The organism is Deferrisoma sp. (genome assembly GCF_054681715.1).
In genome coordinates, this window is sequence record NZ_BAAHFQ010000010.1 from 41,905 (window position 1) to 54,526 (window position 12,622).

Here is a 12,622-nt window from a genome sequence, read left to right on the forward strand (position 1 = left end):
GGATCTGTGGAGTATTCGGAGCACTCTTCCTCGGGTGCGTCCTGATGGCGGAACCCGGTTTGGGGGCGGGTGCGGCGTTGGCGGCGGCGCCGCTTTATGGAGACGTGGATATGTACAAGCTTGCCGAGGACGCTCTGCCGCCGGGATGGGTGCTGGAAAAGGAACTCCGAGCCAGTGCGGACGGACTGGCTCGTTTCGAGAAGATTTACGGGGTCCGCCCACGGGAAATTCTGAATCAGATTTGGAGAAGAGGCGACGCGCTGGCACAGGTGAACTATATGCTGTTTGCTTCGGAAGAGGAGGCCGAGAAAGCAGAGTTGAAGCTCCTGGCTCTTATCGGGGACGTCAATGTTCTGCATAGAGACGCGAATCTCGTCGTCGAAATTCTGTCGAAGGACGCATGGATGAAGCAGGTTCTGTGTGCGTCTATCGTACGAAGTGCTATTTTCGACGTTGCGCTGAACGCCGAGGACGTGCCGCAGGGATGGATGCTGGCGCAGTTTTTGACGGCTGCTGACGCAAAGATTTCTTTTTTTGAGGAAAAGTTGGGTGGGAAGATCGCTTTCATCGTCAACCAAGTCTTCGCGGTGCCTCAAGGCTCTGGAACGGCGTACGTGAAGGTGAACTACCTGGAATGTGAAAGTGACGAGGACACCGCCCGAGTGTTTCAAACGATAAAATCGATTTCGGGCCCGGACGCAGTGCTCCAACGGGGGAACGTTGTGATCGAGGTGGTCACGCGCGAAAAACTGCTCCGGAACCAGGCGGTGGAGAGCCTGAGGATGGTGGCGCAGTAGTGGAGTCGGTGCTGGGGGGTGGTATTCCCTCCGGTCCTCGGCCCCAACGACGTGGGTTCCGTTTCCCGCGGCCACCGACGTCCCGCGATCGTAGACGCGTCGGTGGCCGCCGTTTCTCTGCAAGGGAGAGGAATGAACCTCCTTGCTGACTCCCCGCGTGTGAACAATTCTCGGAAGGCCCGGAAGGGAGCTGTGGGCGACGTTCGCACGTTTTTGGACAAGGAACTCTACGGTCTCCACGAGGAAAAGGAGGCCGTGCTTTCCTACGTCGAGACGTGTCGGCGATTGGGCCAAATGCCGGAACGGATGTTGTGTTTGCTGGGCCCCAATGGCACGGGGAAAAAGACTCTTCTGATGTCGCTGGCCAAGGGATTGGGGATTGAACCGCTGTGCGTGAAGATCGGGATTTCGGACCCGCGTGCGGACGCGCAGTCCTACGGGAAGATGCGCATTGGGGAGATCGCCGGCCGGATCGTGCACTCGCTGGCTGCGAACCCTGACCGGGAGTTGATGTTCGTCCTGGTAGGGGCTGAACAACTTTCTTTTCGTTTTCAGGAGAAGTTGAGCTACACCTTTCGGGAAGTCTTGGCCTTGACTCACGAGCATGCGCTCCGGCTCAAGCATATTTCGAGGCCTGTGGATTTTGGACGGGCCTTGTTTTTCGCGACGGCTAGCGATCTGGCTTCCATGACCCAGGAAGCGTTTGCTCAGTTCGAGTTTGTTCCTCTGAAGGGGTACACGGACGAGGAGAAGGTCGAGATCGCGGCGGGATGGCTGCTCCCGCGACTGGCAAGGAAGACGGGTGTGCGCGTTCACGCACCAGAGGCCGTGTTGTACGAGTTGATCCGGCGGTACACAAACGAGTTAGGACTCCGAGATCTGGAAAGGGCCCTTCGGAAGATTTGCCGATACCTGGTGTTGCAAGACCCCCAAAGGGAACAGAGCGCCTTCCAGGTGGACACGGGGGTGCTGGGGCAGGCGCTGGGCCGCCCGTTGTTCCACTACCGCGTCGTCTCCCCGGAGGGACATGTAGGCGTGGTGCCCCTCGTCGGGATCAGTGAGGGTCGGGGGGTGGTCTCGGAGATCGAGTCGCTTCTTTACCCCTCGAGCCATCCGCGTCTGGTTTTCACCGGCATGATGGACCAGGCGTTTCAGGAGTCGGTGGTGGTCGCATTGTCTGTTCTGAGGAGCCGAGCCGACCACTGGGGGATAGATCGAAGCGCCCTGGATGAGAACGTGATCCATGTGAACATCTTGCCCGCGAATGCCCAGAAAACGGGGGTGTCGGCGGGGTTGGGCGTGTTCCTGTCGCTGCTCTCCGCAGCACGAAGCACGCCGATGCCCCCCCGTGTCTCGGCGGTGGGGGAAATCTGCCTGCGGGGGGCGGTGTTGCCGGTGGCAGGGATCCGAGAAAAGGCTCTGGCCGCGCAGCGCCTGGGAGTGGAAACCCTGCTTTTGCCCCGGGACAACTACGAGGAGGTCATCACCGGGAAAACGGGGCCCAGGGGGCTCACGTTGGTTCCCGTCCGGACCGTGGACGATGCGGTGCGGGAAGTGTTCGGTGCGGGACAATGGGACGACCGTGACGCGCAGACCGGGCAGGCGTAGAACCATGGGGATCGTCGCGCTGGTTGCGGGGAGTGCGGGCGTGTTCCTGGGTCTGTTGTTCGGTGGGTTGTACCTTGGGATTCGATCCCTGGGCCTTACGGTCCCCACGCGGTACGTTTCGCTTCAGGAGGTGTTGGACGTGGAGGTCCAAGGGGCCGAGGCGGCCCCGGTCGAAGATATCCGAGACTGGGCGGGCCTGCCGTTGCGAGGGGCGGAAGAGGCCAAACGGAAGCTCTTTTGGTTCCCGGGCGCGAGGCGTCCCGCTCTTGTGGCGGGGATTTTCTGGCCGGACCCGACGGGGGCGAGAAGGTTCTGGGGGGACTTTTACGCCCGTACCGTGAGTTACGTGCGTAAGAAGTCTTTTCGCAACAGCCTGTGGGAGCCCCGGTTTATTACCGGTATGTATAGTGGGGAGCCGCGGTACGACATCACGGCGTGGCAGGGTGGACAGTGGTTCTTCTATGTGGGAGTGCCTGTCGAGGTGGAGGCTCACGGACAGCGCAAGGTTTTGCTTCGGGAAGCCGTTCTGGATCGGATCCGCAGACTGGCAGGGGGAAGCACGTGAAGGTGGCTCTGATCTTTCCACCTTTCGTGGTGGCGTATCAACCATATTCCAGCGTTCCCACGCTGGCTGGGTTCCTTCGCGCCAAGGGGTGCCAAACGGAACTTCTGGACGCGAACCTGGAGTTCCTGACGGTAAACCTTCGGCCAGAATCCATGCGCCTGCTAGAAGAGGAGGCTGCAGCATGGATCAGGGGGGAGTTCTCGGGGGACGTCGGCGCGGCCGAACGCTCTGCTCTCAAAGCGCATGCAAATCGGGTGCTTCGAGGCGCGCTCTCTCACCGCTTTTCCCGAGGGATCGAGGAGGCGGTGGGAATGCTTCGGGAGGAGGCGACGCTACGTTCGTCGGCAAAAGCCAACCAGGCACGCGACCTCGTGCAGGCGGCGCAGAATTTTCTCCATCACTACGCGGAGATGGATCGTTTCATCCGGAACGGAGGGCTCCGGGGGCCGGAACCTCCCACGTGGGACGAGCTGCTACAGGAGGTCCGCGTGGAGCGGAGATACGCCCGGTTCTGCGCGCAGGTGGTCCGGCCGTGGCTGGACGTACGGTCTCCAGATCTGATCGGGATCTCCGTAGTGTTCGAGGAGCAGTTAATTCCGGCGCTTGCGTTTGCGTCGGTGCTGAGGAGGTCTCCCCGCCGAACTCCGCTTGTTTTGGGGGGGCCGGCCCTCACGGTTTTGAAGGAGAAGATCTGCCAGGACGGAAGATTGTTTGACTTCTGTGATTTTGTCGCCGTGCACGAGGGGGAACCCGCTCTGGAAGGGTTGATCGGGCACCTCTCGGGGAGGACGCCGCGGGATCGGATTCCAAACGTGCTGTATCGGGATGGATCGAGAGTCCGGGTGAACCCGATGGAAGTCGTGGAAAATTTGGACGCGCTTCCCCCGCCGAGTTACGACGGACTGCCGTTGGACCGTTACTTGACACCCCGGCTTGTTCCGATCCTGAAACCGACGCGCGGATGCTACTGGGGGAGATGCGCTTTCTGCAATACTTCGTATCTCAATAACGGGACGAGGTACCGGAGTCGGGCTCCTGAACGGGTGTTGGAGGATATGCGAACGTTGGAGCGACGGTCCGGGGCAACCTGTTTTGAGATTTGGGATGAGGCGTCTCCCCCCCGGTTCTTGCGTCAGTTCAGCCGTCTTCTGGTGGACCGTGGGAGTCCGTACCGCTGGAGCTGCGAGCTGCGGCTTGACCGGAGTTTCACCCGTGAACTGTGCTCCCTGATGCATGATGCGGGATGCCGCGCGGTGGTGTTCGGTCTGGAAAGCGGCAGCCAACGGATGCAGGACCGCATGCATAAGGGATACCGGCTGGAGGTGTGTCGTCAGGTGATCCGAAACGCGGCCCAGGCCGGGCTGCGGGTGTATTTGACGTTGATGGTGGGATTTCCAGGAGAACGGCCGCGAGACGTGTTTGAAACGATGGAACTGGTGGAGCAGCAAAGGCGGTGCATTGGGCATGCAGGGGTTTCTCTGTTCCATTTACGAGACTTTACCCCCGTCCACAAGCGGGCGCCAGAGTTTGGAGTCTCTCTGGCTCCTTGGCGAACCTCGACGGTGGCCCCCGGGGGAGACCTAGGCTACACGTGCAGGCACGGTATGAGGCTTCCACAGGCGGTGCAACTGTACGAGGTTGTTCGGCAGCGGCTGCACGAGATGGGGCTCGCCGGAACGGAACCCATTTGCCACTATTTGCTCCGGACCTCGGACAGGGCGATGGAGGGGGGAAGGTGGCGGAACAGAGGGGCGGAAAGGAGCGTGGGAGCATGAAACGGGCGAGTGGTTGGAACTGGACGGTGGTGCTTGGCGTGGTCGGTGCTTTGCTCGCAAGCTCAGCAAGCTTGGGGGGGGCGGCAGAGCCTCCGGCCGACGTATACTGCCAGGCGGCTATCGCGAGCCTACAGCAGGACGTGCAGGCCCTGGGCGAACTGATTCAGCTCCTCGAAAGCTATGGAGGAGACCCGGAGAGCCTCGCGGAATGGGAGCAGGCTCACTGGGAAACCCTGAATCGGGAGAAGACCGAGCTCCTGCAGGGATTCGGCATGACCCTGGGGGAGTACGTGAGGTACGTGGCTGCGAACCGCAAGGCTTACGATGCGTACCTGGCGGAACACCCCGATGTTCGGTCTCAAATCCAGGCCCTGGTGGACGAGGCCGAGGCGAAGTTGGCCCGGGTGGAGGAGTTGAAAACGGCAACCACGGCCACAGCGCCGCCCGGTGCGCGGTAGCACCGGACGAGAGGCCGCGAGGCACTAGGGAAAGACCGTGCACAAGAAGGCCGTGATCCGCGTAGAGACGGCGTGGATATTTGCCCTTGCCGTGCTCCTCGCGCTCTGCCCTCGGAACGGGGCGTGCGAATCGCTGCTGGTTTTCTCCGGGGTCGTGGAGGGGAACAGGGAGTTGCTGCTGGGCGACCCGGAGGGCGGGGAGGTGAGGCGCCTGACGTGGACCCCGTATGACGAGCGGCAGCCGAGCTGGAGTGGCGACCGCCGTTTCGTGGTGTATGCCACGAGCGATGGGGCGGTACGGTCGGTGGACGTCGGGACGGGGGAGGTATCGCTGCTGGTAGATGCCAACGCTCGACGACCTGCGATGATGCCTGCCCTTGCCCCGGACGGAGAGCGCCTGGTGTATGTGCGCGCCTCCGGGACCGATCCAGAAGACACGGATCTCCAGGTGCTGAACCTGCGTTTGTCGGAACACCGCACGCTGCTCCGGCAACCAGGTGCGCAGATGTGGCCCGTTTGGTCCCCAGAAGGTGGCCGCATCGCCTATGCGAGTTGTTCCTGCACCCTGGAGTGTGGGACCGTGGTCCAAGACCTGTGGACGGTGAACCGTTCGGGCAAGAGACCGCACCAGAGGACCCTGTCCAACGCTCTGTGCCGGGGGCCGGATTGGTCGCCGGACGGGAGTCGGATCGTCTTCTCCTCGAATCGGGACGGGAGTTTCGATCTCTTCATCTTGTCCCTCGTGGATGGAACCGTGGAAAAACTCACCGAGTTTCCGGGGGCGGAGACAAGTCCCGCGTGGTCTCCCGACGGGAGACGCATCGCGTTTGTGGCCACCGAAGGGGGGGAGAGGCGGATCTGGGTCCGGGACCTGGATTCGGGAGCGGATCAGCGGTTCAGCGTTTCCTTAGATGTGGAGATCATGGATGTGGATTGGTAAGACTCCCACAGGGCCGACAGGGGGGATTTTGTCGATTTTGGCGGCGTGGATGGTGCTCCTAAGCGGGGCGGGGTGTGCACTGCAGGGGCGAGTGGTGGAGGTCGGAGGGGGGGCGCCTCCGGATGCTGCGGGCCGCGAGGCCGGTTCCCCGGAAACCGGGCATGCCTCCGCGCTCTCCGGTGTCCGCGTGTCCAAGCAGACCCTCAACCCGGCGCGGGGCGAAACAATGGAGGTGGGGTACCGCCTGGGATTCCCGGCGGACGTGACCCTAAACGTTTACGATCCGGACTGGCACAGGGTTCGGACCATGACCCGCCCCGGCCAGCAACCCGGACCGGGGTCGTTTTCATGGGACGGAAAAGACGATGCGGGCCGAATACTGCCAGACGAGGCGTATTTTTTCACCCTCCTGGCGCGGGGCCGAGACGGGGAGACCGCGGTCTATGATCCCACGTCGTTCTCCGGGGGCAACGAGCGAGACATCACCTCGGCAACGGTCGACTCTGTCAAGCGGACCATCTCATACCGCCTGCCGTTCCCGGCCCGTGTGCTGATCCGCTTGGGGTTGGAAGGGGGGCCCCTTCTGAGGACTCTGGTGGACTGGCAGCCCCGTCCCGCCGGCATGGTCACGGAGTATTGGGACGGCAAAGACGAGGATGGGCTGATCTCTTTGTGGGACGAGAAGAAGTTTAAGATGATCATCACTTGTTACCAGTTGCCCGAGAACTCCGTTATTCTGTACGGAAACAAAAATATGGGGTACGTGGAATACGTGAGAATGGCGGGCGACCTTCCCAAAAAACCAGATCGCGGATCGTTGGAAGAGGTTTCTCCCCATTACCGTATGTCCCGTATTACAGACAGGTCGCCAAGGGTCAAGTTATCGTTTTCGCCTATGGAGGGGAGGGTCGATGATGGCGCCATCGTCTTGAGGGACAGGACGATCGTTAATGTGGACCTTGATGAAGAGAGCCGCAAACTTTTCAGGGATCAGCAGTTTGAGATCGTGTTCTTTTTGGACGGAAGGTTTTACGCTGAGGACGAGGTGGGGTACACGCCGTTTAACTGGGTTTGGGACCTGTATGATGTGCCTGAGGGCGAGCACGTGTTGACCGTGAATTTGTCCAGTTTTTCGGATCAAATCGGGGTTAAAAGTCATCGTATTGTGGTGAGAAAGTAGCGTGCGCACAGTGGGTTATGCAGCTTGGACTGCCCTTTGCGCGGTGGTGTTGTGCGGGTGTGGAGGAGGGCGGGGGGTGCTCGCGTCGGAGGGATCCGCAAAGGGGCAACAGGTCTTCCTCCTCGGTCTCCCGGATCGGACGTGCGGGACGGGGTCCACGAGACCAGCGGGGCCCCGGACCGCAGGCAGCCTCTTTTTTCCGGAGGCAGAGGCCGATGGCGGGATCGTCGGTCCGGGTGCCGAGGTCACCCACCGCTTCCCGTTTGAGAACCGGGGAGAGCAAACCATTCGCATTCTCGCGACGGAGACGCCGTGTTGGTGCACGGTGGGCGACGTTGTCGGTGCGGAGGTGCCGCCGGGCGGCCGGGGGGAGATCCTGGTTTCGTTCCGAGCCGGCGAAGTGGAACGCAGGGAGCGTGCCTCGGTGATCGTTACGTACGCGGAGGGGGAGGCGGTACGGAGGGCGGAGCTCGGCCTGTCGGCGCGAGTGGCAAGGGGGGTGGTGTTGGAGCCCGAGGGGATCGACTTTGGGTGTGTCCGGCAGGGGCATCCTGCGGCACGCACGGTGCGAGTCCTGCGGCTTTCGGGGCCTCCACTGGTTGTCAGACGCGTGGAGGTAACCGCTCCGTTTCTGCGGGCGGAAGCCTCCCCGTGGCGCCGGGGGAAGGTGACCGGAGTGTTGATCGGGATTTCGGTGGGGCACGAGGCCCCCCGCGGGGAGTTTCTGGAGGTGGTCACGGTGCACACCGATCGGCCGGACCGCCCGCGGATCGATATTCCGGTCTGGGGAAACGTTGTCCCTGCAACGGGTGACGCCCGGTGCCAGGAGACTGCCAGGTCCTGTGGGAGGGGGGAGTGAGAACGGAGGAGAACATGCGCGTGGTGGGAGCCCAAAGACACGATTGGTTTCAACTCCTGTGTGGCTCCGTCGAACCGGGGGAGCGTTGTGAACGCGCCGCGGCGGGGCCCCGGCCACAGAAGACGGGCAGGGCGCGGTGGAGAAGAGCAGGGGCAATCGTGAGAGACGCCCTCTTTCTCGCCGGTCTGGCGCTCCTGTCGCTCGGCTGTGAGGGAACACCGCAGAAATCGGGAGAGGTCGTTGTCTACACCTCGGTAGATCAGGTGTACTCAGAGCCGGTTCTTGAGGAGTTTGCGCGGAAGACCGGGATTCGCGTCAAGCCGGCGTTTGATGTGGAGGCGAGCAAAACCACCGGGCTGGTGAACCGTCTGATCGCGGAAAAGGACAACCCTCAGTGTGACGTGTTTTGGAACGGGGAGGTGGCGCGGACGCTGATCTTGAAAAAGAAGGGCATCTTAGCCCCTTACCGCTCGCCCCTCGCGGAGGGGATCCCGAAGCACCTGAAGGACGAGGAAGGCTACTGGACGGGATTTGCGGCGCGGGCGCGAGTTATCGCGTACAACACGAACCTGCTTTCCGAACAGGAAGTCCCCCAGTCCATTCTTGATTTAGCCGATCCGAAATGGAGAGGCAGAGTCGCTATCGCGTACCCCCTTTTCGGGACGACGGCTACTCACGTGGCGGCCCTCTTTGCTCACCTGGGGGACGACCGGGCCCGGGAGTACCTCACGAGGTTGAAAGAGAACCGGGTGGCCGTGGTGGACGGGAACTCGGTGGTCAGAGACCTCGTGGTGGAGGGGCGATACCCGATAGGACTGACCGATACCGACGACGTGACGGCCGCCGTGAAGGCGGGCAAACCGATTCAGATGGTGTTCCCCGACCAAGGGGGGTTCGGAACTCTCCTGATCCCGAACACGGTGGCGCTGATCCGCGGGGCCCCCCACCCGGAGACCGGGAAAATGCTGATCGACTACCTCGTAAGCGAAGCCACCGAGCAGGCTTTGATCCGTAGCGGCGCCGCGCAAGTTCCCGTTCGGCCGGAGGAAGCCAGCCAGACCCCTCCCATCCGCTCCATGCCGGTGTCGTTTGAGGCCGTCGCGGAACAGATCGAGAAGGCGACGCGGTTCTGCCAAGCTTTGTTCGTGCGCTAAACGCCGGGCCAAGGCCCGGTCGCGAAGGCTGCCCGCCCCGGCACGACGTTTCCCGAAGAGGTTATGTCTTATTTTCCCAAGTCTCTTTTCAGGGTTGCGGGAGGCGCCTTCATCGTGGTTGTGTTGGCCCCTCCTTTGCTCCTCTTGGCGGAAGCCGTGTTTTGGGGGGGAGGACACGGAACGACCGCGTTCTTGCGGGCGATGTGGCTCGACCATCGGCAGTGGGGACTGTTGGCCCGGAGTTTCCAGTTGGCCACCCTGGCCACGATGCTGGCTGCATTGTTTGCGATCCCCTATGCCGTGGTGACCACTTGTACGAATTTGGCAGGGAAAGGATTCTTTCGGGTCGCCTACCTGTCGCCCTTGCTCGTCCCTCCCTACTTGCAAGGAATCGCGTGGGAGTCCCTACTGCTAGGGGGTGCCGGGCCTTCCTTGGGTACAGCGTTAGATTCTGGATGGTGGCGTTTTTGTGGAGCTGCTGTTGCCTTGGCTGCGGCATACTACCCGTTCCTTGCCCTCCTGACGATCGGGGGACTGGATGGGGTGGAACGCCGTTACGAGGAAGCGGGGGTTGTGGTCCGGGGCGTCGGGCCCACCTTCTGGAAGGTAACGCTTCCGCTGGCGGCGCCGCACGTCCTGGCGGGCGTGGTTTTCGTTTTCGTTTTTTCGCTGATGGATTTCGGCATCCCAGATTTGTTTCGGCTGCGCGTTTTTCCCGTTGAAGTTTTTGTCCAGTTCAGCGGTCTGTACAATGAACGCGCCGCCGTCGCTTTATCTGTTCCGTTCCTCGGAATTGCTGCAGTGCTCGTGTGGATCCAGGCGTACTGGATGCGGGAGCGGCGTTATGTGGGTTTTGCGGCGGGTGGAACGGGGAGGCTGGGCCAGGATCTCGGAGGTTGGAGGTGGGCGCTCTCTTTAGCGCCGGGAGTGGTGCTCCTCATAACAGCCGGCGTTCCGCTCGGTTTCATCGTGGCTAACGCGTCCGGAGCCGGCGGCCTGGTGGCGGTGTTGCGTTCGTCTTGGCATACCCTGTGGTTCAACGCGGGTTTGGCCCTGGTGGCCGCGGCCGCGGCCACCGGCTTGGCACTGCCGATCGGGTTGCGATTGGTGCGGGGGCCTTCCCGAGGCAGGCTGCTCTGGGATGCTCTAACTCAGGTGCCGTTTGCCGTGCCGGCTCTGCTGGTGGGGATCGCGGTCATCCGGCTGTGGAACCGGCCCGCGACGGCCTGGCTCTATGAGGGGTGGGGGATCCTCGTGGTGGGATATCTGGCGCGTATCCTGCCGTTTTGCGTTCGGACGGTCACCTCGTCCCTGCACCAGGTGCACTGGGATCTGGAGGCGGCCGCGATCGTGGCCAGAAAGGGGTACTGGACCACATTGTCGCGCATTGTGGTCCCACTGAATGCCCATGGCCTGCTGACATCGTTTTTTGTCGCTTTCGTTCTCGCGTTCGGGGATCTCGGGGTGAGCTTGCTCGTGGTTCCTCCGGGGGCGAGCACCTTGCTGATCAAGGTCTATAATTATTTGCACTACGGCTCAATGGAGGACGTTGCGAACCTCGCCGGACTGCTACTGATCGTGCAATGGGTTGCGGTGGGCGCGTTTTTCCTTGTGTGGAAGCGGCTCGGAACCGGCTGGGAGGCCCGTCGGTGCTGAGAGTCCGCGGGGTGAGAAAGCTGTTTGGGGAGGTGCTGGCGCTGGACGGAGTGGACATCGGCGTGCGGCAAGGTGAGATTACCGCCGTCCTTGGACCGTCCGGCAGCGGCAAGTCCACATTGCTTCGCATCATCGCGGGGCTCGAACTCCCGGATGCCGGCGAGGTGGTTCTCCGGGACCGTGTGGTGAGCACGCCCAAGTTCAGGCTTCCCCCTGCCGACAGGAACTTGGGGTTCGTCTTTCAGAATCTGGCCCTCTGGCCCCACATGAGGGCCGAGGATCACATCAAATTTGCTCTTGGGGGGCTGGGGTTGTCCCGTAGGGAAAGGAAAGCGCGGGTGGAAGCTGTTCTGGCACGCGTGCGGATGGACCACCGGACCAGGGCCTATCCGGAGCAGCTTTCCGGGGGGGAGCGCCAGCGACTGGCCATCGGCCGGGCTATCGCGCGTCACCCCGATTTTCTCCTCATGGACGAACCGTTCACGGGGCTGGACATCGTCCTCCGGGAAGACATGATCCGCTTGACGCGGGATCTCGTCCGGGAGCGAAGGCTCGGGGTGGTTTACGTGACCCATGATGTCCTGGAAGCGGGGCGCCTTGCGGACCGGGTTTGGATCCTCAACCGAGGTCGGGTGGCGTGGGAGGGCAGGGGTGCGGCACTCGCGGCGCTCACCGCGGGCGAACTCCACCAGATGTTCAGCAGGGGGGTCGGGTAGGATATGGTGCGGAAGGTCCTGGCGGCGCTCTGCTGTCTCGTGTTCAGCGGAATGGCGGGTTCGGTGCTTGCTCAACCTCGTGTTTTTTGGACCTGGGAAAACTTCGAGGCGGACAAGTGCGCCTCGGTGTGGCTCATCAAACGGTTCATCGCCCCAGAAGCCGAAATACGGATCATACCGCGCGGGGGTGCTCTTGCTGGAGGGATTCCTTTTGATGTTCCCGCTGCGAAATTCAAGCGCTATGCGACGCGGTCTACCTATGCGACCCTCTTGGAGCACTATGGAGTTGACGACCCCGTCGCCGAGCGCATTCGTCAGATCATTCATGACATAGAAATCAATACCTGGGACCGGAAGCGTTTCCAAGAGACACACAAGGTTATGAAACAGGTACGGGACTTCATACTGGAAAATCGCACCCATCCGAAGATCATAATGGAACGGTGTGTGGACTACTTCGACGCCCTATACGAAAAGTGGGGCGAACCGGATTTATAGCCTACCGTTCTCGGCGTGGGACCGGCCCCGCAGGTTTGACACTTTTCGGAAGTTGGTAGTCTAGTGTCCGTCCGGAAATTCGAGATTTTGCCGTACAGGTCCGACCGGCCCGAGGGGTAGGGTTTACTCCGGTGGACCGATGAGACGGTGACGAGTCCGAATGCGACTGTCTATTTCATCGAGTGAACGAAATCCCGCGCCCGCGGCACACTCCTCCCCTACCAGAGGACGGGTGGCCCCCCAGGCGATTCCCTCAGGTCTTGGCCAGGCGGATTCGTGCCAGCGTGACCAGGTTGTACCCCACAACCGTGCTCCACACGTAGCGCACAAACCCGTCCCACCCCGACCACAGGCACCGACGCAGCGCGTAGGCCCGCTTCAGCACCGAAAGCAGCCCTTCGATCGCCGCCCGAAAC

General features: G+C 62.0%; 12 protein-coding genes. All 12 read left to right on the plus strand.

The genetic code is table 11. From position 1 onward, the window contains the following. The first annotated feature begins 44 nt into the window (after positions 1–44). The gene (locus ACY0I8_RS03025; protein WP_461393524.1) at positions 45–797 is read left to right on the plus strand and encodes a hypothetical protein; all 753 of its coding nucleotides are present in this window, start codon (positions 45–47) and stop codon (positions 795–797) included. A 132-nt stretch (positions 798–929) separates the two neighbouring features. After that, entirely contained in the window at positions 930–2,405 is a 1,476-nt protein-coding gene (locus ACY0I8_RS03030) for a S16 family serine protease (protein WP_461393525.1), read from the plus strand. Between the two features lie 4 nt (positions 2,406–2,409). Beyond that, positions 2,410–2,970 carry a hypothetical protein gene (locus ACY0I8_RS03035; RefSeq protein WP_461393526.1) on the plus strand — a complete coding sequence of 187 codons (561 nt, stop codon included), beginning with the start codon at positions 2,410–2,412 and terminating at the stop codon, positions 2,968–2,970. Then, positions 2,967–4,745 carry a B12-binding domain-containing radical SAM protein gene (locus ACY0I8_RS03040; RefSeq protein ID WP_461393527.1) on the plus strand — a complete coding sequence of 593 codons (1,779 nt, stop codon included), beginning with the start codon at positions 2,967–2,969 and terminating at the stop codon, positions 4,743–4,745. Before ACY0I8_RS03035 ends, ACY0I8_RS03040 begins: the two co-directional genes overlap by 4 nt. Further along, positions 4,742–5,203 carry a hypothetical protein gene (locus ACY0I8_RS03045; RefSeq protein WP_461393528.1) on the plus strand — a complete coding sequence of 154 codons (462 nt, stop codon included), beginning with the start codon at positions 4,742–4,744 and terminating at the stop codon, positions 5,201–5,203. The genes ACY0I8_RS03040 and ACY0I8_RS03045 overlap by 4 nt, the downstream gene beginning before the upstream one ends. Before the next feature lie 37 nt (positions 5,204–5,240). Then, entirely contained in the window at positions 5,241–6,143 is a 903-nt protein-coding gene (locus ACY0I8_RS03050) for a hypothetical protein (protein WP_461393529.1), read from the plus strand. Between the two features lie 187 nt (positions 6,144–6,330). Beyond that, positions 6,331–7,323: a FlgD immunoglobulin-like domain containing protein gene (locus ACY0I8_RS03055; RefSeq protein ID WP_461393530.1), complete on the plus strand. Its 993-nt coding sequence runs from the start codon at positions 6,331–6,333 to the stop codon at positions 7,321–7,323. Positions 7,324–7,399: 76 nt separating this feature from the next. After that, positions 7,400–8,182 carry a DUF1573 domain-containing protein gene (locus tag ACY0I8_RS03060; RefSeq protein WP_461393531.1) on the plus strand — a complete coding sequence of 261 codons (783 nt, stop codon included), beginning with the start codon at positions 7,400–7,402 and terminating at the stop codon, positions 8,180–8,182. Between the two features lie 158 nt (positions 8,183–8,340). Next, complete coding sequence (locus tag ACY0I8_RS03065; protein WP_461393532.1) at positions 8,341–9,336, plus strand: extracellular solute-binding protein; 996 nt, start codon at positions 8,341–8,343, stop codon at positions 9,334–9,336. A gap of 249 nt (positions 9,337–9,585) precedes the next feature. Then, positions 9,586–10,992 carry an ABC transporter permease gene (locus ACY0I8_RS03070; RefSeq protein WP_461393533.1) on the plus strand — a complete coding sequence of 469 codons (1,407 nt, stop codon included), beginning with the start codon at positions 9,586–9,588 and terminating at the stop codon, positions 10,990–10,992. Further along, entirely contained in the window at positions 10,986–11,708 is a 723-nt protein-coding gene (locus ACY0I8_RS03075) for an ABC transporter ATP-binding protein (RefSeq protein WP_461393534.1), read from the plus strand. The genes ACY0I8_RS03070 and ACY0I8_RS03075 overlap by 7 nt, the downstream gene beginning before the upstream one ends. 6 nt (positions 11,709–11,714) lie before the next feature. Next, positions 11,715–12,206, plus strand: coding sequence for a chromate resistance protein ChrB domain-containing protein (locus tag ACY0I8_RS03080; RefSeq protein ID WP_461393535.1), 492 nt, complete (start codon positions 11,715–11,717; stop codon positions 12,204–12,206). Positions 12,207–12,622 lie beyond the last annotated feature (416 nt).